19 protein-coding genes and 1 pseudogene are annotated in these 22,560 nt (G+C 72.3%); 8 read left to right on the top strand and 12 right to left on the bottom strand.

The window, feature by feature from the left end; translation table 11 throughout:
• Window positions 1–29 precede the first annotated feature (29 nt).
• The 6 genes from ACYVF7_RS54735 to ACYVF7_RS54710 all read right to left on the bottom strand — a co-directional run bounded on the left by ACYVF7_RS54735 (window position 30) and on the right by ACYVF7_RS54710 (window position 7,977).
• Window positions 30–428 carry a hypothetical protein gene (locus tag ACYVF7_RS54735; protein ID WP_460355744.1) on the bottom strand — a complete coding sequence of 133 codons (399 nt, stop codon included), beginning with the start codon at window positions 426–428 and terminating at the stop codon, window positions 30–32.
• A gap of 50 nt (window positions 429–478) precedes the next feature.
• On the bottom strand, window positions 479–4,039 hold the full coding sequence (locus ACYVF7_RS54730; RefSeq protein ID WP_460355742.1) for a hypothetical protein: 3,561 nt from the start codon (window positions 4,037–4,039) through the stop codon (window positions 479–481).
• 50 nt (window positions 4,040–4,089) lie between these two features.
• Window positions 4,090–4,857: a polysaccharide deacetylase family protein gene (locus tag ACYVF7_RS54725; protein ID WP_460355740.1), complete on the bottom strand. Its 768-nt coding sequence runs from the start codon at window positions 4,855–4,857 to the stop codon at window positions 4,090–4,092.
• A gap of 68 nt (window positions 4,858–4,925) precedes the next feature.
• Window positions 4,926–5,843 (bottom strand): glycosyltransferase family 2 protein, encoded by a 918-nt coding sequence (locus ACYVF7_RS54720; protein ID WP_460355738.1) that lies wholly within the window; start codon window positions 5,841–5,843, stop codon window positions 4,926–4,928.
• On the bottom strand, window positions 5,840–6,952 hold the full coding sequence (locus ACYVF7_RS54715; RefSeq protein WP_460355737.1) for a GNAT family N-acetyltransferase: 1,113 nt from the start codon (window positions 6,950–6,952) through the stop codon (window positions 5,840–5,842). The genes ACYVF7_RS54720 and ACYVF7_RS54715 overlap by 4 nt, the downstream gene beginning before the upstream one ends.
• Window positions 6,949–7,977, bottom strand: a complete 1,029-nt coding sequence (locus ACYVF7_RS54710; RefSeq protein ID WP_460355735.1) for a glycosyltransferase family 2 protein — start codon at window positions 7,975–7,977, stop codon at window positions 6,949–6,951. The genes ACYVF7_RS54715 and ACYVF7_RS54710 overlap by 4 nt, the downstream gene beginning before the upstream one ends.
• Window positions 7,978–8,329: 352 nt before the next feature.
• Here ACYVF7_RS54710 and ACYVF7_RS54705 point away from each other — a divergent pair, with 352 nt between their 5' ends.
• Window positions 8,330–9,241 carry a class I SAM-dependent methyltransferase gene (locus tag ACYVF7_RS54705; RefSeq protein ID WP_460355733.1) on the top strand — a complete coding sequence of 304 codons (912 nt, stop codon included), beginning with the start codon at window positions 8,330–8,332 and terminating at the stop codon, window positions 9,239–9,241.
• 16 nt (window positions 9,242–9,257) lie between these two features.
• On the opposite strand, the gene ACYVF7_RS54700 is transcribed toward ACYVF7_RS54705, so the two are convergent.
• The gene (locus ACYVF7_RS54700) at window positions 9,258–10,208 is read right to left on the bottom strand and encodes a phosphotransferase family protein (RefSeq protein WP_460355732.1); all 951 of its coding nucleotides are present in this window, start codon (window positions 10,206–10,208) and stop codon (window positions 9,258–9,260) included.
• A gap of 191 nt (window positions 10,209–10,399) precedes the next feature.
• Between ACYVF7_RS54700 and ACYVF7_RS54695 the strand changes: the two genes are divergently transcribed.
• From ACYVF7_RS54695 to ACYVF7_RS54685, 3 genes are read left to right on the top strand one after another with little or no spacing between them, the layout of a single operon-like run.
• Window positions 10,400–10,891 carry a SigE family RNA polymerase sigma factor gene (locus ACYVF7_RS54695; protein ID WP_460355731.1) on the top strand — a complete coding sequence of 164 codons (492 nt, stop codon included), beginning with the start codon at window positions 10,400–10,402 and terminating at the stop codon, window positions 10,889–10,891.
• Window positions 10,888–11,997 carry a WD40 repeat domain-containing protein gene (locus ACYVF7_RS54690; protein WP_460355730.1) on the top strand — a complete coding sequence of 370 codons (1,110 nt, stop codon included), beginning with the start codon at window positions 10,888–10,890 and terminating at the stop codon, window positions 11,995–11,997. Before ACYVF7_RS54695 ends, ACYVF7_RS54690 begins: the two co-directional genes overlap by 4 nt.
• A gap of 45 nt (window positions 11,998–12,042) precedes the next feature.
• Window positions 12,043–12,846: an oxygenase MpaB family protein gene (locus ACYVF7_RS54685; protein WP_460355728.1), complete on the top strand. Its 804-nt coding sequence runs from the start codon at window positions 12,043–12,045 to the stop codon at window positions 12,844–12,846.
• A gap of 2,392 nt (window positions 12,847–15,238) precedes the next feature.
• Here ACYVF7_RS54685 and ACYVF7_RS54680 read toward each other — a convergent pair.
• The 3 genes from ACYVF7_RS54680 to ACYVF7_RS54670 form a co-directional block, all read right to left on the bottom strand.
• Entirely contained in the window at window positions 15,239–16,003 is a 765-nt protein-coding gene (locus ACYVF7_RS54680; protein ID WP_460355727.1) for a crotonase/enoyl-CoA hydratase family protein, read from the bottom strand.
• Between the two features lie 10 nt (window positions 16,004–16,013).
• A complete protein-coding gene (locus ACYVF7_RS54675; RefSeq protein WP_360887611.1) occupies window positions 16,014–16,787 on the bottom strand; it encodes an SDR family NAD(P)-dependent oxidoreductase in 774 nt (257 codons plus the stop codon).
• Window positions 16,788–16,871: 84 nt separating this feature from the next.
• Entirely contained in the window at window positions 16,872–17,366 is a 495-nt protein-coding gene (locus ACYVF7_RS54670) for a hypothetical protein (RefSeq protein ID WP_460355725.1), read from the bottom strand.
• 79 nt (window positions 17,367–17,445) lie between these two features.
• On the opposite strand from ACYVF7_RS54670, the gene ACYVF7_RS54665 reads away from it, so the two are divergent.
• Together ACYVF7_RS54665 and ACYVF7_RS54660 are read left to right on the top strand one after the other, a co-directional pair.
• On the top strand, window positions 17,446–18,123 hold the full coding sequence (locus tag ACYVF7_RS54665) for a response regulator transcription factor (RefSeq protein ID WP_460355724.1): 678 nt from the start codon (window positions 17,446–17,448) through the stop codon (window positions 18,121–18,123).
• The gene (locus ACYVF7_RS54660) at window positions 18,120–19,787 is read left to right on the top strand and encodes a sensor histidine kinase (RefSeq protein ID WP_460355721.1); all 1,668 of its coding nucleotides are present in this window, start codon (window positions 18,120–18,122) and stop codon (window positions 19,785–19,787) included. The genes ACYVF7_RS54665 and ACYVF7_RS54660 overlap by 4 nt, the downstream gene beginning before the upstream one ends.
• Window positions 19,788–19,988: 201 nt before the next feature.
• On the opposite strand, the gene ACYVF7_RS54655 is transcribed toward ACYVF7_RS54660, so the two are convergent.
• Window positions 19,989–20,567, bottom strand: coding sequence for an MBL fold metallo-hydrolase (locus tag ACYVF7_RS54655; RefSeq protein WP_460355719.1), 579 nt, complete (start codon window positions 20,565–20,567; stop codon window positions 19,989–19,991).
• On the opposite strand from ACYVF7_RS54655, the gene ACYVF7_RS54650 reads away from it, so the two are divergent.
• Window positions 20,566–20,688 carry a hypothetical protein gene (locus ACYVF7_RS54650; protein ID WP_460355717.1) on the top strand — a complete coding sequence of 41 codons (123 nt, stop codon included), beginning with the start codon at window positions 20,566–20,568 and terminating at the stop codon, window positions 20,686–20,688. The genes ACYVF7_RS54655 and ACYVF7_RS54650 overlap by 2 nt on opposite strands.
• 63 nt (window positions 20,689–20,751) lie before the next feature.
• Here ACYVF7_RS54650 and ACYVF7_RS54645 read toward each other — a convergent pair.
• A pseudogene (locus ACYVF7_RS54645) lies at window positions 20,752–21,479 on the bottom strand (SDR family oxidoreductase).
• 169 nt (window positions 21,480–21,648) lie between these two features.
• Here ACYVF7_RS54645 and ACYVF7_RS54640 point away from each other — a divergent pair.
• A complete protein-coding gene (locus tag ACYVF7_RS54640) occupies window positions 21,649–22,497 on the top strand; it encodes a LysR family transcriptional regulator (RefSeq protein ID WP_460355716.1) in 849 nt (282 codons plus the stop codon).
• Window positions 22,498–22,560 lie beyond the last annotated feature (63 nt).

Raw genomic sequence — 22,560 nt, 5'->3', positions numbered from 1 at the left:
CCCCGCGCGTACGCCCTGGGGCACCGGCTTCAGCGGTCGAAGGCCCAGGACTCGTCGTCGTCATCGGGGCCGGGAGGTCGGTCGGGGTTGGTTGGTTGGGAAGAGTACGTCGGCCCCGCCATCCGCATTTCCCTGGAATCCCGGTCATTCCGGCGACGTACGACGGCCAGGGCGAAAAGGGGTATACAGCACGCTGCGATGGCCATCAGCCCGCCGCGTGGCGACCAGATCGAGCAGGCCAGCATCACCTCGGCGACGGCGACGTTCAGTGCGATCGCGGAGGCACCGGACAAAATACTCCGTGCCGTGGGGTCGAGCCCGGTGAGCAGCAGCGCCGTGCAGAAGGCCGGCGTCACGAAGGCGAATACCGGAACCAGCGGGTGGACGGCCGGTGCCGCGTCCGGCGGGAGCAGGGCGACGGCGATCAAACCGCCGACGAGGAATACGCTAGATGTCGCAAAAATCCGTCGCCTGCGCATCACGACCCCAATGCCAGAAAGCGCTCGATAATGACGGCTGCGAGCGTGATGACGAGAATGACGATCCATGGGGTGAATAGCCGGAGTCGCAGTTCCTCTCCGGGCGGGATCCGCAGGCGCACGACCTCCCGCGCGACCAGGAGCACGATCAGCAGGGGGAGGACGACGAGGCCGAGGGGGGTCCAGCTCGTCGAGCCGAACCGGAGGCGACCCGCCGCCACCGGCGCGGGCGGCGCGCCGGGCGGCGGCGTCCGCAGTGCGTAGACGGCGGCGTCGCCGTCGAGGAAGACCGGACGCAGCTGCGGCGTGGCGGCCAGCGCGGCCCGCATCCGGTCGGCGTACCCGGCGGCCAGGCCGTAGTTGTAGTGATTGTACGCCTCGTTGGCCCGGGTGGTGATGAAGTAGCCGGCGGGCCGCTCGCGCAGCGCCGCGAGGATCCCGGAGATGTCGGACGGGTTCGCCGGAGCGCGCACGGCCGTGTAGTCGAAGCGCTCCATCGACCGCTCGCCCCACGGCATCATCGGGAAGTAGCCCGCGTCGTCGCGCGGGTCCGCCTGCCACACCACGTTGATCACGCCGGTCGGGCTCTGCCGCAGCATCGTTTCGAAGGCTTGAACCTCGCCCGGGCGTACCTGCTCGAACGTCTCATTGCCGAACCGGACGAACAGGAAGCCGCCCGCCAGCAGGAACCCGCAGACGGCGGCGGCGCAGACCGCGAGGGTACGGCGCGTCGCCGTGAACGTCGTTGGGAAGAAGAGATACGCCGCCAGGAGACAGGCGCCGGGGAGGACGAAGAAATACACCCGCAGGGCGATCTCGCCCCCGTAGTTCTGCAGGCCCGCGGCGAGGAAGGGCGCCGCCAGCAGGACGAGCGCGACCCGGTCGTCGAGGCGGCGCAGCCGCCGCCGTACCGCCCCGGAAACCGCGAGGACCATGAGCACGGCGGCGATGAGGATCCGCACCAGCTGGATCGTCGCCAGGCTCTGGCTGCCGTTGCTCACCCGGCCCGCGACACCGCCGGTCAGGTTGGACAGCAGCGCGCCCGCGCCGGAGAACAGGTCGCCGATGTGCCCGGCCCAGTAGGCCGTCGCCATGAAACCGACCCAGCCGGCGACCATCACGGCGAGCAGGATCGGCAGCCCCCGCGCCGTGCTCCGCCGGACGACCACCAGCGCCGCGCAGGTGAACAGGGTCACGAAGGGCGTGAGCTGATGGCTCGCGGTGGTCACCGCGAAGATCACCACGAGGAGCAGCACGAGGACGGTGCGCGTGCCGACGGGGACGCCGACCGGCGGCCGCTCGCCGGCCGCCAGCGGTCCGCGGACGAACGTCCGCACCCGGCTCTTCCGGGGCAGCCACGCGGCGGGCCGCACCGGCGGGCGGAACCAGTTCAGCAGCACGCCGACGAACAGCAGGTAGAACAGGTAGGTGAAGCCCTGGGGGCTGAAGTAGTCCTGCCCGACCCAGTCCGCCACGACGAACAGCCACGCCGCGAACCAGCACGCGCGCCAGTTCGCGCGCATGACCCGCAGGATGAGGTACAGCGGCGCGAGGTACAGCAGCTGCGCGGCGACCGGCGCCCAGTGCAGGAGGGGCTCCAGGTCGCGCAGCCCGGCGGCCCGGGTCACGAAGGCGACGAACGCGAAGAACCCCGGCCAGCTGAACCTCGCGTCCAGCGCGTAGTCCGCCGCGCCCGTCCGCCCGATGTACTCGACGAATCCGTAGTGCTGCCAGGCCGTCTCCGGCCGGGCGTACGGCTCCAGCGCCGGGGCGAGGCCGTGCAGGGCGACGACGATGCTCACGAGCTGCAGGAGCAGGAGCACCCGGCGCGGGCGGCCCAGCCACAGCGTCACGAAGAACGCCGCGACGAGAAGGGCCGCGCCGACGAGGGTCGCGACCGGCAGCACCGAGATCAGCCCGTACCCGGTCAGGTGAGCGAGCCGTACGTGCCGCAGCGGGATCCAGTACAGGCCGAGCCCGGCCGCGAACAATGCCCAGGCCGGCCAGGACGCGGCCTGCGCGGCACGTCGCCGCCGGGCGGACCGCTCCGCCGACGCACGCGCGGCCTCCGGCACGGGGGTCGCTTCTCGCGTGGGCGTCGCGGCCGACGCGGACGTCGCCTCCGCTGCGGGCTGCTCCGTCGGCGGGTGCGTGGCCTCCGGCGCTTGGGGCGCTTCTGGCGTGGGCATCGCGGCCGGTGGGGGCGTCCCCTCCGCTGTGGGCGTCCCGGTCGACGCGGACGTCGCCTCCAGCGACGCCGCTGGCGCCGTTGTCCCGGTCGGTGTGGGCGTCATGGCCGGCGTGGGCGTCGTGGGCGTCGTGGTGCGGATCACCCGGAGCAGGGCCGGTGCCACGGCCAGCGCGAGTGCGACGCTGACCGCCAGTACGGCGTACCCGGGGCCGGTCGTGCCGGGCAGCGCCAGGACCAGCGCCAGCACGCCGGCGAACCGTACCCCCTGCAGCACGGCGACCCGCCGGGTGCGCCGCCGCACCCGCAGCACGCCGATGTACACCTCGATCAGCGCCTTGGGCAGGGTGGCGAGGGCGAGGAGCCGCAGCAGCGGAGCGCCGTGCCGGGCGTAACCCGCACCGAACAGCGACAGCCCCACCGAGGCGCCGAACAGGAGGACCACGGTGACCGGCACGAGGATGAGCGTCATCCGCAGGAGCGCCGAGCGGCAGGCCGCGGCGAGCCCACCCGCGTCGAACGCGCCCTCGACGGTGAGCGAGGTCGCCATGTTGACGGCGAGCACGTCCACGGTCGCGCCGAGCACCCACGCCAGGTAGAAGAACGCGTTCGTACGGGCGTCGAGGCGCGCGGCGACCACGACGGGTACGAGGTTGCACAGGGCGTAGTAGAAGAGCGTTCCGGTGTAGTCGCCGGCGATGTAGCGGCCGATCTCCGCGCCCGTGGGGACCGGCCGGTCGCCCGCGGTCGCGGCGACGTGGCGGGGGATGAACCGCTGGTGGATCAGTGCCTCGACCGGGATCAGCAGAAGGAGCGCGGACAGCACCCAGGAGATCGCGATGCCGTCCTCGGGCAGCGCCCCGGCCAGGGCGACGAGCAGCACGAGCTTGAGGGCGGCGAACACGGTGTTCTTCCCGAGCACCCCGGTGGCCTGCCTTAACCCGGTGAGCACCCCGTCCTGGGCGGTGAACAGGCTCCACGAGACGACCGACGCGACGAAGAAGATCCCGGCGCCGAGCCCGGACAGGTGCGCGAACGACGGGCCCCACCACCGCAGCGTGAGCAGGAACCCGGCGGCCAGGGTGGCGGCGGCCGCGATGCCCGCGACGTACGTGCGGAGTACGAGCCGGCTGGTGCTCTGGCCCATCTCCGGGATGAACCGGATGAGGATGAAGTTGAGCGCCGTCAGGCCGCCGAGGAACATCATGGCCTGGTTCTGCGCGGACTGGCGGCCGACCTCGGCGGCGGGGTAGAAGCGCGCGGCGAGGAGCCAGTAGCCCAGCCCGAGCACGCCGGTGAGCCCACCATTGATCATCAGGGCGTACGCGTTGCGGAACAGCGGATTGGCCAGCTCGCTCCGCAGGGCCGCCATGGGCTCCAGTGTCGCCTCTTCCCCCGCTCGCGCAAGTGACTTCTGACGCGTCACACGGATCCTCGGAGGCGTCGAACGGCGTAGCGGGACCGGCGGACCACGGCGTACCCCTTGGTCAGCGCGTGGTCGACCAGGAACCCCCGGCCTCGCAGCGCCCGCTCGAACGCCGCGAGGGACGTGCCGGCCCGGATCGTCAGCCGGGGCACGGCCAGCGGGTCGTCCTGCCCGGTCGGAAGGGCGTTCGCCACCGCGCAGGCCGCGTTGTACCCCGCCGCCCGGGCCACGCGCCGGACGCGTACGTTGGAGTAGCCGTACGGGTACGCCATCGTCGTCACCGCGCAGCCGAGCCGGTCCTCCAGGAGCCGCCTGCTCCGCAGCAGCTCCGTGCGCAGCACCGGGTCGCTGAGCTGGTCGAGCTCGGCGTGGCTGTGCCCGTGCCCGCCGACCTCCACCCCGCAGGCCGCGATCTCCTCGGCCTGCCCCCAGCTGAGCATCCGCGCGAGCGGCCGCCCCGCGGCGTACGGCCCGGCGTCCCGGATCCAGCCGGTGGTGACGAACACCGTCGCGGGGAACCCGAACCGGTCGAGCAGCGGAAGCGCCCGCTCATGGAAGTCGGCGTACCCGTCGTCGAAGGTGAGCACGACGGGCCGCCCGGTCGTGGGACGCCGCCGCATGAGCTCGCCGAAGGCGATGGGGGTGAAGCCGCCGTCCTTCAGGTAGGCGAGCTGTTCGGCGAACGCCTCCGGGCGCACCGCCAGCCGATCGGTGCCACCGATCGAGTGGTACATCAGGATGGGTACGGGGCGGGCGTCATCCATGGAACATCCCGAGGGAATTGCGGAGTGGGCATCACTCATGAGGCCTCCCGGGGAGGCCGGCGGGGGCATCAGCCATGGGGCCTCCGGAAAGAGCCGGCCGCGTACCCGGACATGGTGAAGGCGAGGCCGGCGACGATCGCGCCCGCGCGTACGAGCCCGGCCGGGTCGCCGGTGACGGCGGAGCGCATTCCGCGCCCGACGCCGCGCGGCAACTCGACCAGGGCGTGCCGCCGTTCGCTGGCGAGCCCGTCGCCGACCCCGACGCTCTGCGTGACCATCGCCTTCGACAGCCCCTCCGCGTAGCAGCGGGTGCGGAAGTACGCGAAGCGCGCGCGTTCGCCGGGCACGCGGTGCCAGATGACCGCGCGGTCGTCGAAGAGCAGCACCGTCTCCGGCGCGGCCTGGCGCAGGCGGATGCAGAACTCGGTCTCCTCGCAGCCCAGCGGCCGTTTCCCGGGTGCCCGGCCGATGCCGCTGCGAAAACCCCCGGCCACGTCGAACGCCGCGCGCCGGAACGAGGCGTTGCCGCCCATGAGGTTGCGGATCGGGCCGGCCGCCATCCCCCGGTACGTACAGCCGACCACCCAGGCGAACTCGTCGGGGAACCACCAGGGCGCGTCGGACGGCCAGAGCGGCAGCGTACGGCCGCCGACCCCGGCGACGTCCGGTTCGGCGTACCCGGCGGCCAGCACGGACAGCCAGTCCGGGTCCGCCACCGCGTCGTCGTCGAGGAACGCGACCACGTCACCGCCGGCCGCGGTCACACCGGTGTTCTTGCCGCCGGACAGCCCCTGCCGCCCGGTGTTGGGGATCACCCGGACGTCCGGGAGCGCTGCGCGGAGGCGTTCTCGCAGCGGCTCGTTGTGGTCGACGACGAGGATGATCTCCTGCGGCGCGAGCCGCTGCGCCCGTACGGACGCGACGGCGGCCAGGACGTCGTCCCAGCGCTGTTCGGTGTAGGCGCAGATGACCACGGAGATCTTCACGCCGCGCTCCCCTCTTCGGGCACAGGCGCGGGCGCGCTCGCGTGGCCGCCGGGGCGCAGCCGGGCGTACGCCCGGAGCACCCGGTCCGCGCCCGCGTACAGCGCCGGGCTGGCCAGCACCGCGCTGCGCGCCCGGCGCATCGGGGCCTCACGGACCCAGTGCAGCCCGGCGGCGGCCGAGACGCGGGCCGCCCGGCCCTCGGCGATCGGGAACTCGGCGTTCTTCAGCCAGTCCTTGTACTCCCGGCCGCCGCGCCCCATGGCGATCCAGCCGATGTCCGCGTCGGCCGCCGCCTCCGCCATCCGCAGATGGCCGATCATGCCGGGGGAGTACCGGCCGAACTCCACGTCGTACGCGGGGAACCAGCCCGCCATCACCGGCCCCGCCCGCAGGCCCAGGTGGGCCGAGACGGTACGGTCCCCGGCGCGCAGCACGCTGAGCACCCCGACGCCGGTCGCGTGCAGGTGCTCGACCAGCGCCGTGATCCATGGCACGGCGAACCGGTCGGTGCGGCCCGTCCGGCGGTACTGGGCGGACTTCCACACCATCAGGCGCCGCAGCTCCGCCGTGTCCCGCTCGTCGAACGTGTAGCTCACCTCGCCGGCCTCGCGCCCGAGTTTGCGCTCCTTGTACCGGACGGTCTTCAGCGTCTTGGGCGAGCGTTTCCGTGCCTCGTCGGCGTACGCGGCGAAGCCCGCGGTCAGGTCCATCACCGGCTCGACGCGTGTCTCCGCGTGGTACGGCGCGAACGCCGCCTGCTCGGCCAGCAGGTGGTCGAACTCCCAGACCGACAGCCGGCAGGCACGCAGCAGCGCCCGCACGTCGAACTCCAGGTCCGGCGGCCCGATGATGCCCTGGCAGTCGGTCAGCCCCGCGCCGATCGGCCGGCCCAGCCCGAGCGCGTGCCGCTCGTACGGCAGGAAGCCCACGATCCGCGACCCCTCGCTGAGCACGGCCACGCGCGCGTCGTCCCGGAAGCGGCCCACGGCGAGGGCGAACTCCGGGGCGAGGAACGGATTGCCGAGAGCCGCGCCGGCGCCCTGAAGCGCCCGCCAGCGCGCCAGCTCCGGCTCCCCGAGCTCGTTCGGGCGTGCGATGTCGAACCTCACCCGGCGGCCCCCTCGACGCCGGCCTGCAGGCGGGCCTGCTCCAGCGCGGACGGATCGCGACCGGACCGGTCGGAGCCCGGCACGCCCCGGCCGGGCCGTGCGAGACCCGGCAGGTTCCGGCCGGTCCGCTCGCGGCCCGGCAGACCCCGAGCGGTCTGCTCGATGCCCGGCATGCTCTGACCGGTCCGTTCGAGGCCGGGAAGGCTCTGACCGGTCCGTTCGAGGCTCGGCAGGCCAAGGCCGGTCCGAGCCCGCGCGTGCCGGCGGCTCACCGGTCCTCGGCGTCGCCGGACCATCGTGCGCAGCACCCGGAGGCCGTCGCGGCGGGCGTTCAGCTTGGAAACGCCCGACCTGCGGTCGAACTCATGGCTCGGCAGCTCGGCGATGCGCAGCCCCGTGGTGATGGCGTTGACGCACAGCTCCGTCTCGATCTCGAACCCGTCGGCGGCCAGGCCCAGCCGGTCGACCACGGAGCGCCGTAATGCGATGTAGCCGTAGCACAGGTCCGTCCAGCGCACGCCGTACAGGATGTTGGCGAGCCTGGTCAGCCAGAGGTTCCCGGCCCGGCGCAGCAGGGTCAGGTCGTCGGAGCCCCCGCCGACGCAGTAGCGAGAACCTTTGACGACGTCGAATCCGCAGCAGATCAGCGCGACGAACGCGTCGATCTCCTTGGGATCCATGCTCCCGTCCGCGTCGATGGCGACGATGACGTCGCTCGTCGCCGCATGGAAGCCGGCCCGCATCGCCGCACCTTTCCCGGCGGGTGGCTGGCTGATGACGACGGCGTCCGGTCGCAGGCGCCGGGTGACGTCGACGGTCCCGTCCGAGGATTCGCCGTCGATGACGATGACCTCGTCCACCCCGGAGAGCCGGGGCAGGAGCCATCGCAGGTTGTCGGCTTCGTTGAGGGTGGGGATGACGGCGGTGACGGTCGGCCAGGACGCGCGGTGACGCGCCGCGTCCAGGTGGTGCAGGAGCGCGCCGGAGTGTACGCCGGCGCGGTGCAGGGAGTCCGGCTCGTGCATGGTGGTGCCCCCGGTTTGGCAGGGGGTGCTCGGAGGGAATCGAGTCCGCCTGCCGAGGTCGATTGACACCATCGATGGTCGGCTGGACGGCGCGGAAATCCCTCCCCCGCCTGACGCACCCCGCCTACGTCAGCCGGACGGCTCCTCCGGGTGACGGAGCCGTCACCGAAGCCACGTTCCGGAATTCGCGGTGGGGCTGCGCGCGGGGCCGGATAGGGTTGGGGTCTCCGGCAGTGTCCGCGTTCTGAGGAGGTGAGACCCATTCCGGCTGCGCAGGCAGGATGCTCTCACCATCCGCTCGTACGGTCCCGCTGAGAGCGAGAGCATCCTTCGGTTCCCCCGAAAGGCTCTCATGCCACTTTCCCCTCCTTCCCTTTCCACGGTCGTCACCCGTCTCCGGGCCGCCGGCTGCGTCTTCGCCGAGGACGAGGCACGGCTGCTGATCGACACCGCGCGTACGCCGGATGACCTCGCCGCGATGGTGGACCGGCGCGTCGCCGGCCTGCCGCTCGAGCACGTGCTCGGCTGGGCGGAGTTCTGCGGGCTGCGCGTCGCCGTCGACCCGGGCGTGTTCGTGCCCCGCCGCCGTACCGAGTTCCTCGTCCGGCGGGCCGCCGCCCTCGCCCGCCCGCGGGCCGTCGTCGTCGACCTGTGCTGCGGCTCGGGAGCGCTCGGTGTGGCGCTGGCCGCGCTGCTCGGGGCGGCCGAGCTGCGCGCCGCCGACGTCGGTCCGGCCGGGCTGCACGCTGCCGAGGTCGATCCGGCCGAGGTGCACGCCGCCGACGTCGATCCGGCCGGGCTGCATCGCGCCGACGTCGATCAGGTCGAGGTGCACGCCTGCGACGTCGATCCCGCCGCCGTCGCCTGTGCACGCCGCAACCTCGCCGCCGTCGGCGGCCGGGCGTACGAGGGCGACCTGTACGACCCGCTGCCCGCGACGCTGCGAGGCCGGGTCGACGTCCTGCTGGCCAACGTGCCGTACGTCCCCACCGAGGAGGTCGCCCTGCTGCCCGCCGAGGCCCGCGACCACGAGGCACGGGTCGCGCTCGACGGCGGCGTGGACGGCCTGGACGTCTTCCGGCGGGTCACCGCCGAGGCGCGCGACTGGCTCGCGCCGGGCGGGGTGCTGCTGTCCGAGACGAGCGACCGGCAGGTGCCGGCCGCGCTGGAGGCCCTCGCCCGCGGTGGGCTGTCCGCCGAGGTGGCCTCCTGCGGGGAGACGGACGCGACGGTCGTCATCGGAAGGCTCGAGGCGGCCGGTTGACGGCGTGCCGGCGGACTCAGGCCGTCTCGAGCGACCACCAGCGCGCGGCGAGAGCGTCGAGCGTGGGCACCGACGGCTCGGGCATCTCCTCCAGGTACCAGGACAGGTCGCTGTAGCGATGCAGGAGCGTGTACGCGAGCAGGCGACGTCGCAGCGCCGCGTCGAGCCGGTCGTCGCCGTATCCGTACGCGGTGAGCAGGCGACGCAGGAAGCGGGCGTCGCCGCGGGAGACGAACAGGCCCACCGAGACGAACTCGTACTCCCGGTCGCCCATCATGGCGGGTTCGAAGTCGTACAGGCCGGACAGCGACCATCCGCCGTCCGGTCCGGGGACGGCCAGCAGGTGCTCGCGCATGACCTCGGTGTGCAGCAGCACCGGTGGCGACGGCGGGAGCGGCACCGAGTCGAGGAATTCCGGGATCTGCGCCAGCCAGCGCGGGTCGAGGCCACGGGCGCGCTGGCGTTCGACGCAGCCGTCCCGCTGGCCGGCGAGGAACTTCCGCCAGTCCGGCGGCCCGAGTGCGGGGACGCGGATCGCGTGCAGGGCGGCCAGGGTGGTGCCGAGTTGTTCGGCGAGCCGGTCGCGGTCCCGCTGGCCGGTCCGCGGCCAGATCTCGGTCAGCGGTTCGCCGCGCAACCGTGTCATCACCACATAACGCCAGTCCCCGAACTCGCCGGACTCCTCCACCCGAGGCGTGGGCACCGGCAGCCGGCCGTCGATCGTGCGCAGCACACGATCCTCGATCTCCCAGTGCTCCTGGTCGGTCGGTGGATACAGCTTGAGCACGTACCGGTCGCCGACGGCGTAGACGGGCAGTGAGCCGTCTGGAAAACGCGTGACCTCGACGTCGCCGTGCCCAAGCCGGCGGCACAGCGCCAGGACCCCTGGCCGGAGCCGGGCCTCGTCCCGGCGCACGGCCGCGAACTGCGCGTCGGTGGTCACCACGGGCAGGGAGTCGGTCGCCATCCGGCCAACGATACGGTCGGCCGGTCGGCCCGATCGACCAGATTTCGTGCCGCCCGCCTTGGACGTACGGGCCGGGCCGGCCGGGTGCCGAGCGGATTCCTCGGCGGGCACAGGCAACCTGGCGGCCACGACGGCGTCTCTGGGACATGGAAGCAGAAGCGGTGACTCACGCGGCACCCCGCGCGAGGGACGTGACGGACGCGGATGCCGCCGTCACGGCCCTCTATCGCGGTCACGCCCTGGGCCTGATGCGACTCGCATTGATCATGCTGGGCGACCGGCCGACCGCCGAGGACGTCGTACAGGACGCCTTCCTCGGTCTGCACCGGCGCTGGGGGCATCTCCGTGACCGGGAGAACGCCCTGGCGTATGTCAGATCCGCGGTCCTCAACAACTGCCGGTCGGCGCTGCGCCGTCGCCGGCTGACGCCGCGAGGGCGGCACGAGCCGCCGGTCTGGTCGGCGGAGGCCGCCGCGCTCGTCGGAGAGGAGCGGCGCGAGGTGATCCGGGCACTCCAGCGCCTTCCGGCCCGCCAGCGGGAGGCCCTGATCCTGCGCTACTTCTGCGAGCTCTCCGAAGAGGAGATCGCGCGCACCATGCGGGTCAGCCGCGGCACGGTCAAGTCCACGACGTCCCGGGCGCTGACCGCCCTGGCCCGCATCCTCGAGGAGGGGGAGCGATGAACACCATCGAGGAACGCCTGAAGGACTCGCTCGGCGCCGTAGCGGAGACGCTGCCGGCCGATGCCGTCCCGGACCTGAGCCTGCCCACCCGTCGGCTCCTTTTCTCCCGCCGGCTCGTGCCGCTGATCGCGGCCGGCGCGGTCGCCGCGGCCACCGCCGGGGTGGCCGCCGCACTGCCGGACGGGCCTCCCCGCCATCGGGCGCCTCAGGTGACGACGGTGCCGCCGCTGGGACAGGCCGCCATCCCACCGCGCTACTACCTCGCCGCCGTCGTTCCGAACCGGATCGCCGTGTACGAGACGGCGTCCCGGCGGAAGGTCGCCCAGACGTCGATCGGGGGTGTCACGCGGTTGGCCGGGACGGGTGACGGCCGCACGTACTTCGCCATGACCGATCGGGGACCGCACCGGTTCTACCGGATCCGGATCACCGACAAGGGGAAGGTCGCGGAAACCAGGCCCCTCCAGGTGAAGGCGGACGCCGGCTCCGTGGTCGCGTTGGCGGCCTCCCGGGACGGCACGAAACTGGCTCTGGCGATCCAGCCGGGGGTCCGGGACGGGCAGAGTCTCAACACCATGCACGGGGCGGTGGCGGTCGTGGACCTGACCACCGGGAAGACGGTGACGTGGCGTTCCAGCAGGCCCGGCGTGCTCATGTCCGTGGCCATGGATCCGACCGGCCGCACCGTCGCGTTCGACTGGCAGGACTTCACGCGAAAGAGCGTCACGCAGATCCGGGCGCTGGATGTGACATCGACGAACACCGATCTGCTGGCGAGCCGGATCATGGTGAACTCTGCGGCCGGGATCGTCGGCAAGCCGCTCGCCTTCAGCCCCGACGGACGCTCTATCGCCGCGACCTACCAGTCCGGTAGGGGTGGCATACAGATCGTCCGGTACCCGGTGACGCCCGGCCCGCGCCCTCGCGTCCTGCTGTCGGCCGGGCCCGGCGGCGCCTCGGATTTCGGGGTGATCACCTTTGACCCGACGGGGACGAATCTGCTCTTCGAGGGTGGCGGATATCCGCTGAGCCTGCTCGCGAACGAAAAGGTCACGTTGCTGGGCGACCGGAAGGACGCCGACATCGAGTCGGCAGCCGCCTGGTGAGGGAGAGGGCTCGCCGCCGCGAAAGTGATTACTTACAATGGCGGCATGGGCGATGGGTACTTCGATGACGGGGACCTGATCCGCGCGGTCGGCAGGGAGGGAGTGTTGATCGCGGCCGGGGGCGCCGCGTCACTCCTGCAGACCGCGCACCCGAAGATCGCACAGGGTGTGTACGACCACAGCTACACCGCTCGCGACCCGCTGGGCCGGTTGCGCGGCACGATGCAGTGGGTGTACGCCGTGGAGTTCGGCACGCGGGAGGAGGCGGAGCGGCTGAGCTCGATCGTCCGCCGAATGCACGCCGGCGTGACCGGCGAGGACTATCGGGCCGACGACCCGGAGCTGCAGGTCTGGGTCGCCGCCACGCTCTTCGCCACCTCCGTCCACGCGTACCGGCTGCTCTTCCGGGAGCTCACCCGCGAGGAACTCGAGACCTTCTACGAGCAGAACAAGCTCTTCGCGACGATCCTCGGCTGCCCGTACGAGCTGATGCCGGCGTCGTACGAGGACTTCCGGGACTACTACGCGCGGACGCTCGCCTCGCTGCGGATCAACGACGCGTCGCGGGCGATCGCGCACCAGGTGCTGCATCCCCGGCTGCCGGGCGGCCGGCTGAACGCGCCCGGCCTAGCGGCCATCCGCCTGCTCACGGCGGGGCTGATGCCGGATCCGATCAGGCGGCAGTACGGCTGGCGGTGGGACCGCGCCCGGCGCGTCCGCTTCCACCTGCTCGTCCGGTCGCTGCGGCTCGTCTACCCGCGGCTGCCGCTGCAGGTACGAACGCTGCCTCGCGACTACTACCTGTACGAGCTGCGCCGCAGGCTCGTCGGGCGCGTGAGTGCCTGCTGACTTCTCCTGCGGAGGGCGGTCCTTCTCGTCGCGAAGAGTCGCGGCGCGTCATTCGGTGATGGTTTTCCGTACCGGTCAACAGGCGGCGCATTCAACCGCTGAGACTGACCGCCTTATCGCATTCTGCGGCGAACGGGATCGCTGGACTTTTTGGCCGGGCGGTGCGTGCACGCACCGCCCGGCCGGAGATCGATTTGCTGTCAACACACCTCATGCGACGAACAGGCACCCATTTCTCGGGCCATACTTCGCTCCCGGCTTCTGAAAAGAAGCGCTTCCACGGTAACGGCGCGAGCGAACGGTCGGCAGCAGTGAATCGGCAAGATCATGTAACGTCCAGGGAAAGGAATTTTGGCTGGGTCCGAGGGTGCTAGTACGGGCTGTAATTGTCGAGGCCGCGTACGTGGAGGCGCGACCCGTCCTGGGTGGGCGAGATGTGTGGCAACTCCAGAACGTTACCCTGCTCATGTGCGATTCATTTCGTTTGCAGGATAGTATTCGTTGCCTAAACATTAATTGAGTGATGCGCTTCGGGAAAGTCGGGCGGGTATCTACATCGCGCCATTGTCGGGCAATCAGCTCAGCCTGATTTCGATTCGATGCGGATGTCCAAATTGATTCATTACAAGAAAGAAAGGCCGGTCGGCTCCTGGTCTGGACGGCGCCACGTTGTCATGGCCGCAGCCTCGGCTTTCAGCGGCATGACCGTCGCCGTGGTATCGATGGGCCCGGCCGAGGCGGCCCGTACGATTCCGGCGGTCTCTCCCGCCCTGCGTTTCGGCGTCGACCCGCTGTGCGACGGCGAACATGCCGACCTCGCTCTGAACTGTTTGGAAGGGACCGCCAGGGAGGTCCACAATGAGCTGAGCCATGCCGGCCACGGGGGCGGCGGGGCGAAAGCGATCATCAAGGACGTCCGGGCGAGGCGAGGTCCTCGGGGCCGCCGAGGAGCAACAGGCCCTACCGGGCCCACTGGAGCGACCGGGGCCACCGGCGCGACTGGACCGACGGGCCCCAGCGGGGCGGCCGGCGCGACGGGTGCCACAGGACCTACCGGGGCGACCGGCGCTACTGGAGCGACGGGACCCACCGGGGCCAGTGGCGCGACGGGTGCCACAGGACCTACCGGCGCGACCGGAGCTACCGGAGCCACGGGTCCCACCGGGGCGAGCGGTGCCACTGGGGCGACCGGGCCGACCGGCCCCAGCGGGGCGGCCGGGGCGACGGGGCCGACGGGCCCGACCGGGCCCACGGGCGCGAGCGGGGCGGCGGGTGCCACAGGCCCCACCGGGGCTACCGGTGCCACTGGGGCCACCGGACCGACGGGCCCCAGCGGGGCCGCCGGGGCGACCGGGGCGACGGGACCGACAGGTCCGACCGGGCCCACGGGGCCGACCGGGGCCACCGGCCCGACCGGGGCGACCGGGCCCACAGGCCCGACCGGACCTACCGGCCCGACCGGACCTACCGGCCCGACCGGCGCGACGGGGCCCACGGGAGCCACCGGGCCGGAGAAATGCATCGACTCGACGGTGCAGGGAAACTCGAAGTTCGTGGTGATCACCAGCAACAACCAGGTCCTGGGGCAAGAAGTCGTCCTGACTCCGTCGCCCGCGCCTGTGAGGGCGTTCGCGCCCGTCTCGAGTTTCGTCGGTGTCAGCGCGGACTGCGTGACGGCGACGACCATGGGGAACGACATCCTCGTCACGGTGCGCACCACCAGCGGCGCGGTCCTCGAGTCGGATTGCACGGCCAACCCGTCGGGGACCTTCCCGACCGCCTGCACGACTCCGATCGTGCTCGCGCTGGGGCCCCTTCGCAGGACCGGTACTCATGCGGCGGCTGCCGCTGCGCCACCGTTCCAGACGCCGCAGTCCTCTGCGGCCCGGACACCACGGTCGCCTGCGGCACAGCTACCGCCGTTGACCGCGGGCCGGATAGCCGCGACGTCCGAACGAAGGAGCTGGAGGATACGCCGGAACCGCTGAGCGCCCGCCTGAGCGGCGATCTCCTGGGCGTCCTCGGACGGCACCCAGGACGACCCGATCAGGCGCGATGACACCGTGCCCGGCCTCGTCGGCGAAAGCCACAGGGCCGGGCACGGCGCTCGCTGGAGGGGGAGTCGGCGGGGGCGATGGCATCCGGCCCGCCGATCCGGTGCTCGTACGGGCGGGGCCATGCGGCGGGTGCGCTGGTGCCCGACCGCTCTCGCCCATTCGGCGGGTGGGCTGGTGCCCGACCGCTTTCGCCCATGCGGCGGGTGGGCTGGTGGCCGATCGTTCTCGGCCCATGCGCTCTACCGTCGCCGGTCATGCGCATGTCGTGGGCGGCTCGGCCGCCCTGCCCGCTGAGACGCGTCGGGGGCGGGACCGGCCGGCCCCGCCCCCGACGGTCACTCGCCGGACCAGTTGGGCGTGCGCTTCTCGGCGAAGGCGGCGGCGCCCTCCATCGCGTCCTTGGACGCGAACACGGGGACGATGATCTCGCCCTGCCGGGCGAACTGCTCGTCGCTCGGCCAGTCACGGGACTCGACGATGACGCGCTTGGTGGCGGCCAGCGCCAAGGGGGCGTTCGCCGCAACCTTCGCGGCCAGCTCCTTGGCGGCCTGGACGGCCTGTCCGGGCTCGGTGACCCGGTTGACCAGGCCGAGCTCGGCCAGCCGCGCGGCCGGGTAGTGGTCGCCGGTCAGGGCGATCTCCAGCGCGACGTGGTACGGGATCCGCTGCGGCAGCCGCAGCAGGCCGCCCGCGCCGGCGACCAGGCCGCGCTTGACCTCCGGCAGCCCGAACTTCGACTCCGAGGACGCGACGACCATGTCGCAGGACAGCGCGAGCTCGAAGCCGCCCGCCAGGGCGTACCCCTCGACGGCGGCGATGATCGGCTTGGCCGGGGGCCGCTCGGTGATGCCGCCGAAGCCGCGGCCCCCCTTGGTCGGATCGTCACCGGTGAGGAACCCCTTGAGGTCCATGCCGGCGCAGAAGGTGCCACCGCCGCCGGTGAGGACGTACGCGGAGACGTCCTTGCGGGCGTCGAACTCGTCGATCGCACTCGCGATGCCCTGGGCGACCGCGCCGTTGACGGCGTTCCTCGCCTCGGGTCGGTTGATCGTGATGACGGCGACGCCGCCGTCCACCTCGGTCAGGACCGCATCCGACATCGTCAGGACCTCACTTGGGCTGGAAGCGGATGCCGCCGTCGAAGCGGATGACTTCGGCGTTCACGTAGTCGTTCTCGACCAGGGAACGGACGAGGTGGGCGAACTCCGACGGCCTGCCCATGCGCTTGGGGAAGACGACCGGCGCGACGAGCTTCTTCTTGAACTCCTCGGCCGCGTCGCCCTCGCCGTAGATCGGCGTGTCGATGATGCCCGGGCAGATGGTGTTGACGCGGACGCCGATGGCGGCCAGGTCGCGGGCGGCGGGCACGGTCATGCCGACGATGCCGCCCTTGGAGGAGGAATAGGCGATCTGACCGGTCTGCCCTTCCAGGGCGGCGACCGAGGCGGTGTTGATGACGACGCCACGGCTGCCGAACTCGTCCACCGGCTCGGTCTTGGCGATCGCGGCGGCGCCGAGCCGCAGACCGTTGAACGTGCCGATCAGGTTGACCTCGATGACCTTCTTGTACGAGGCGAGGTCGTGCGGGGAGCCGTCCCGGTTCACGGTGCGCGTCGCCCAGCCGATGCCGGCGCTGTTCACCACGACGCGTAGCGGCGCGCCGGTGGCGACGGCCGCGTCGACGGCGGCCTGCACCTGCTGTTCGTCGGAGACGTCGACCTTGACGAAGACACCGCCGATCTCGTCGGCGATGGCCTTGCCCTTCTGCTCGTTGAGGTCGGCCACGACCACCTTGGCACCGTGCGCCGCGAGGTCCCGCGCGGTCGCCTCACCGAGTCCGCTCGCGCCGCCCGTGACGATGGCGGCAACTCCGTTTACGTCCATAGCAGGAGGCTACAGGAGAGACCCGAATCGGATTCGGGTGACGTTACTCACGCGTATCAAAATTCTTTCCCAGGGCCGGATCTCCTACTGGTTCTCCACTTGGACGGCGGGCGGATGGCCGTTCCACGTGCAGAACAGCGAGGAGGTGGTCTCGCCCTTCGTGAAGTCCACCCGCAGCCACCCGGGCGCGTGCCAGGTCCGTACCTCCCACCCGGCGGCGGGCGTGGCGGAGACCAGGCGCGCCGACGTCGCGCCCATCGACAGCACGACCTGGCCGCCGTCGAGCGTGTAGCTACGCGTGTCGGCGTGCGACGACGGAGAGGCTTTCGTACTCGACCGCGACGGCGTGGGACGTACGGTCCGCTTCGGCGTCGCCCGTACGGTGGGGCTCGGCTCCGCCGGAGAGGGCGGCGCGGTCGAGGTGGCCGGCGACTCCGGCACGTGGTCGACGACCGAGCGCGCGGGTGGCGGCCCGAACACCGCGTTGTGCAGGACCGGGCGCGCGCCGAACCAGACCAGCAGCACCGCCAGTGAGGTCGCACCGCCCCACGCGGCCACGTACGTCAACGCCCGTCGCACCGGCCCCATGGTGCCGCAATCGCCGTAGTTTGTTGCTATTTCGGCGTTTCTGCCGTGTCAGGGCTCTAAGGTGCCGGGCATGGCGAATGTGCTCGTGGTGGAGGACGACCAGTTCGTACGGTCGGCGCTGATCCGTGAGCTCACCGAGCGGGCGCACGCCGTCCGCAGCGCGGGCACCGCGCTGGACGCCCTGCGCGAGGTGACCCGCGCGGCGCCGGACGTCGTCGTCCTGGACCTGGGCCTGCCCGACCTCGACGGCGCGGAGGCGCTGAAGATGCTGCGCGGCGTGTCCGACGTCCCGGTCATCGTGGCGACGGCACGCGACGACGAGACCGAGATCGTACGGCTGCTGAACGCCGGAGCCGACGACTACCTCATCAAGCCGTTCTCCGGCGAGCACCTCAGCGCCCGTCTCGCCGCGGTGCTGCGCCGTTCCAAGCCGCAGTCACAGGGGCGGCTGTGCGAGGTCGGCGGCCTGCGGGTCGACCTGGACCGGCGCGAGGCGTACCTCGACGGCGTGCTCCTCGACCTGACGCGCCGGGAGTTCGACCTGCTGGCGCACCTCGCGTCCCGCCCCGGCCACGTCGTCTCCCGCCGGGAACTGCTCGCCGAGGTCTGGCAGCAGCCGTACGGCGACGACCAGACGATCGACGTGCACCTGTCGTGGCTGCGCCGCAAACTCGGCGAGACGGCGTCCCGCCCGCGTTACCTGCACACGGTGCGCGGCGTGGGCGTCAAACTGATGGCGCCGCCGTGAGACGCTCCCTCGCGCTCGTGTCGGCGGCCGTCACGTCGATGGTCGCGCTGGCGTTCCTCATCCCGCTCGCGCTCATGGTCAAGGAGATCGCCCGGGACCGCGCACTCGCCGACGCCGAACGTCAGGCAGGGTCGCTCGCCCCGGCACTGGCCATCACGACCGACCGCACCGAGCTCGAACGCGCCGTCGCCAGCACGCAGGCCGGCGCGGCGGGCCGTATGGCGATCCACGTCCCCGCCGGGAGCCAGGCGGCGAACGCACCGGGCGACACACCCCACACGGGAGCGAGCAACGCACCGCGTACGGGAGCGGTGAACCCGCATACGGGAAAAGGAAACGCGCCACGCAAGGGAACGGGCGGCGCACCCCGTACGGGAACGGGGGACGCGCCGACCGTCGGCGCGGGGAGCGCTCCGCGTACGGGAGCGAGCGGCGCACCGCGCACGGGAGCAGCCGAGGCACCCCGTACGGGAGCGGGAGACGCATCGACCGCGAGAGCGGGGAGCGCCCCGCGTACGGGAGCGGGAGACGCGCCGACCGCGGGAGCGGGGAACGTGTCGGCCGCGGGAGTGGGGAGCGCGTCGAACGCGGGAGCGCGCGGGAGCGGGAGCACGGTCGGGACGTCGCATGCGAGGGAGGGCGACCTGGCGACCGCGACCGCGCGGGGGCGGGCCTTCTCCGCGCCCGCGCCCGGCGGTTACGTGCTGCTGCAGCCGGTCGCGCTGGACGAGGACCGTACGGCGATCGTCGAGGTGTACCTGCCCCGCCAGGACCTGGCGCGGGGAGTGCGGGCCGCCTGGATCACGCTCACCCTGGTGGCCGCGGTGCTCGTCGCCGGGTCCGTCGTCGTCGCGGACCGTCTCGGCTCCCGCGTGGTCGGCTCCGCGCGGACCCTGGCCCGGGCCGCGACCGCGCTCGGCGGCGGCGACCTGCGCACCCGCATCGACCCGCAGGGACCACCGGAGCTGCGCGAGGCCGGCCGCGCGTTCAACACGATGGCCGACCGGGTCGAACAGCTCCTCGCGGCGGAACGCGAACTGATCGCCGACCTCTCCCACCGCCTGCGCACCCCGCTCACCGCGATGCGGCTCAACGCGGCGGCGCTCGGCGCGGAACCCGCGGCCGAGCAGACGCGGCTCGCCGTCGCCCGCCTCGAGGAGGAGGTCGACAAGATCATCCGGTCGGCGCGCAAGCCGAAGGAGACGTCCCGCTGCGACGCCGCCGAGGTGCTCCGCGACCGGATGGCCTTCTGGTCCGCACTGGCCGAGGACCAGGAACGCGACTGCGAGCTGATCGGCGCACAGCACCCCGTCGCCGTCCCGGTGCCGCGCGCCGAGCTGAGCGCCGTGCTGGACTCGCTCCTGGGCAACGTGTTCCGGCACACCCCGGAGGGCACGGCGTTCGCGGTGACCCTGCACGCGGGTGCCGGCCTGGTCGGCATCCTCGTCGCCGACGCGGGCCCGGGGATCACCGACCCCGAGGCGGCGCTGGTCCGGGGATCCAGCGGCGGCGGGTCCACCGGCCTGGGGCTCGACATCGCGCGCCGCATGGCCGAGGCGATCGGCGGCGACGTGCGGATCGACCGCTCGGCACTCGGCGGGGCACAGGTCCAGATCTGGCTCCCCACGACCCCGAAACGGCCCCGCCGAAGCCGACGGCATTAGGGGCTGCTTCATCAGCCCGTTGCCCGGCTGCGCCACGAGTGGGCCTGAGAAACAGTCCCTGGCGTCCGTCGTCGCTCCGTGCGGTGTGGCAGCTGTTGGTGCGGCTTGTGGAACAGCCCTTGGCGTCCGGGTGGTCGCTCCGCGCGGCATGACCGCCGTCGGCGCGGCTTTGTGAAACAGAATCGAGTGTCCGGTGCTGGCTCAGCGCGGTGTGGTCGCCGTCGGGCGGAAGGCCGGGCCGTGGCCCGGGACCACGACGTCGGCCAGGCCGAGGAGCCGGGCCCGGCCGGCGTGCAGGGCGTCGAGGTCGGTGGCGTAGTTGTCCCCGACCGACGTCGCGGTGTTCCACAGGTGCGTGAACGCGACGAGCCCCTCCGGCGTGCCGACGAGGGTGGTGATGTCCTCCGGGGTGTGGCCGGGAGTACGGATGAAGCGGATGGACGGGCTCAGCTCGTACCCGTCGGCGTCCCGGTCCTCCCAGACGTCGCCCTGGTAGATCGCCCAGTGATCGTGGAACCGGGCGGCCGGGAACAGCGCGGCGTTGAGGGTGTGATCCGGGTGGTGATGGCTGAACACCACGTCGGTCACGTCGCCCGGCTCCACGCCCAGGGCCCGCAACGGGTCGAGGATCATGCCCCGGTCACGGACCATTCCGGGGTCGGTCACCACCAGCCGGTCCCCGTCCCGGACGAAGCCGACGGTGCTGGCCACGGTGCCGCCGACGTACCCGGTGTGCAGCAGGGCGTAGGTCGCGCTCGACTCGCGCGGACGATCACTCATGGCCGCAGTATCCGTCGCGATGATCGTCGCCGCGAGCCGTTCGGCGGCCGGATGGGGACAGGACCCCGGCTGGTCCTCACGCGGCGCCCGTGGCGGCCGAGTGCGTCACCTGGGCGTCTGATCGCCAGGGCACGACTCCGGCGTCCGTCGGTCACCTGGGGGGCATCGCCCGGGCACCGGTCCGTTACCAGGGCACTACCCCGGCGTCCTCGAAGAACCCGCCAGTCGGGCCGTCGTCGGGCAGGCTCGCGAGCCGGATCGCGATCGCCGCGCCCTGTTCGGGAGTACGGACGCCGCGGTGGCCGTTGAGGTCGGTCGCGCAGTAGCCGGGGCAGGCGGCGTTGATCAGGATATTCGTGTCGCGCAGTTCCTTGGCGTACTGGACGGTGACGGCGTTGAGGAACGTCTTCGACGGCGAGTACGCGGCCGAGATCGGGCCCGTCGCGAGGGGGTCGTCGGTATCGGACTGCCGGGTGAGGGAGCCGACGCTGCTGGACATGTTCACGATCCGCGGCGAAGCCGAGCGGCGCAGCAGCGGCAGCATCGCGTTGGTGACGCGGATGACGCCGATCACGTTGGTCTCCACGACCGTCCGCATGGTCGCGGGGTCGACCCTGGTGGGCTCCTGCGGCATGCCGCCGGTCACGCCGGCGTTGTTGACGAGCACGTCGAGCCGGCGCGTTCCTCGACCAGCCTGGCGGCGGCGGCCACGCTCGCGTCGTCGGTCACGTCGAGCGGTACGCCGAAGGCGTCGACGCCGGCCGCGCGAAGCTTCTCCACGGCGGCCTCCCGTCGCTCCTCGTCCCGGGCGCCGACGCCGACGCTCCAGCCGAGGGCGCCCAGGCCGGCCGCGATCTCGTATCCGATTCCCTTGTTCGCGCCGGTGACCAGCGCGATCGTCTGTTCGCTCATGTATATGATCCTGTCCGCGGCCCGGCTGGGGCTTCAACACCGCTTGGGTAACCGGCGATACCTCACAGGTATCGACCCAGGCCAACTGGCTCTCCCGGCACCCGTACCCCGCTCTGCCGTCGGCTTTCGGCGGCGCGGAGCGGGCCGTTCCGCCGGGTACCGTGGCGGCATGGAGACGCGGGAGTTGCGGTACTTCGTCGCCGTCGCCGAGGAGCTGCACTTCGGACGGGCCGCGGAGCGACTCGGGATCGCGCAGCCGCCGCTGTCGCGGGCGATCCAGCAGCTCGAACGGCGGCTCGGCGTGGCGCTGCTGGAACGCAACAGCCGCGCCGTCACGCTGACCGAGGCCGGGTCGGTGCTGCTGCGCGAGGGCCGGGCGGCCCTTGACGCGGTCGACGCCGCCGATCGCCGTACCCGCCGCGCCGCCCTCGCCGCGACCGGTCAGCCCGGCCTCGTCCTCGTCACGAAGGCCGGGGCGTCCACCGAACTGCTGTCGAAGCTGCTCGACACGTACGCCGCCGAACCCGGCGCGGTCGCCGTCGACGTGTTCCTGTGCGGGCCCGGCGAGCAAGAGCGGCTGCTGCGCGACGGGCGGGCCGACGTGGCGCTGCTGCACCGGCCGTTCGACTCGACGGTCGGGTTCGACACCGAGGAACTGTGCACGGAGGGGCAGGTCGTGATCCTGCCGGCCGCGCACCCCCTCACCGGCCGCGCGCACGTGCGGATGGCGGACGTCACCGCGCTGCCCGGCCTGCCGATGCCGCGCTGGCCCGGCCCCGACGGCACGTACCCGGACGGCCCCGGCCCGCAGGTCCGGGACCATGCGCAACTGGTCCAGCTGATCGCCCTCGGCCGGGCTTCGGCGGTCATGCCGGAGAACTGCCGGGTCCATCTGCGCCACGACGTCGCCGCCGTGCCGGTGCTGGACGCGCCTGCGGTGACGACGGTGATCGCGTGGCCGCCGCACAGCCGCTCCCGGGCCCTCGCCGGACTGGTCCAGGCCGCGACCCGCCTCTAGCTTGAGTTCTACCGTGTTCCATAACGCCCATCCCGGCTCATGGGACGCAGCCACTATGGCCGA

Source organism: Actinoallomurus acanthiterrae (assembly GCF_054775715.1).
Note: the sequence above shows the minus strand (reverse complement) of the source record. Positions and strands in the feature narration are given on the sequence as shown.

Excerpts from the sequence above, each read along its gene's own strand:
- ACYVF7_RS54685 (WP_460355728.1), top strand. The coding sequence starts at position 12,043 with ATGGGCGATGGGTACTTCGATGACGGGGACCTGATCCGCGCGGTCGGC.
- ACYVF7_RS54705 (WP_460355733.1), top strand. The coding sequence starts at position 8,330 with ATGCCACTTTCCCCTCCTTCCCTTTCCACGGTCGTCACCCGTCTCCGG.
- ACYVF7_RS54690 (WP_460355730.1), top strand. The coding sequence starts at position 10,888 with ATGAACACCATCGAGGAACGCCTGAAGGACTCGCTCGGCGCCGTAGCG.
- ACYVF7_RS54700 (WP_460355732.1), bottom strand. The coding sequence starts at position 10,208 with ATGGCGACCGACTCCCTGCCCGTGGTGACCACCGACGCGCAGTTCGCG.
- ACYVF7_RS54730 (WP_460355742.1), bottom strand. The coding sequence starts at position 4,039 with ATGGCGGCCCTGCGGAGCGAGCTGGCCAATCCGCTGTTCCGCAACGCG.
- ACYVF7_RS54710 (WP_460355735.1), bottom strand. The coding sequence starts at position 7,977 with ATGCACGAGCCGGACTCCCTGCACCGCGCCGGCGTACACTCCGGCGCG.
- ACYVF7_RS54680 (WP_460355727.1), bottom strand. The coding sequence starts at position 16,003 with ATGTCGGATGCGGTCCTGACCGAGGTGGACGGCGGCGTCGCCGTCATC.
- ACYVF7_RS54665 (WP_460355724.1), top strand. The coding sequence starts at position 17,446 with ATGGCGAATGTGCTCGTGGTGGAGGACGACCAGTTCGTACGGTCGGCG.
- ACYVF7_RS54725 (WP_460355740.1), bottom strand. The coding sequence starts at position 4,857 with ATGGATGACGCCCGCCCCGTACCCATCCTGATGTACCACTCGATCGGT.
- ACYVF7_RS54640 (WP_460355716.1), top strand. The coding sequence starts at position 21,649 with ATGGAGACGCGGGAGTTGCGGTACTTCGTCGCCGTCGCCGAGGAGCTG.
- ACYVF7_RS54650 (WP_460355717.1), top strand. The coding sequence starts at position 20,566 with ATGGCCGCAGTATCCGTCGCGATGATCGTCGCCGCGAGCCGTTCGGCG.
- ACYVF7_RS54655 (WP_460355719.1), bottom strand. The coding sequence starts at position 20,567 with ATGAGTGATCGTCCGCGCGAGTCGAGCGCGACCTACGCCCTGCTGCAC.
- ACYVF7_RS54675 (WP_360887611.1), bottom strand. The coding sequence starts at position 16,787 with ATGGACGTAAACGGAGTTGCCGCCATCGTCACGGGCGGCGCGAGCGGA.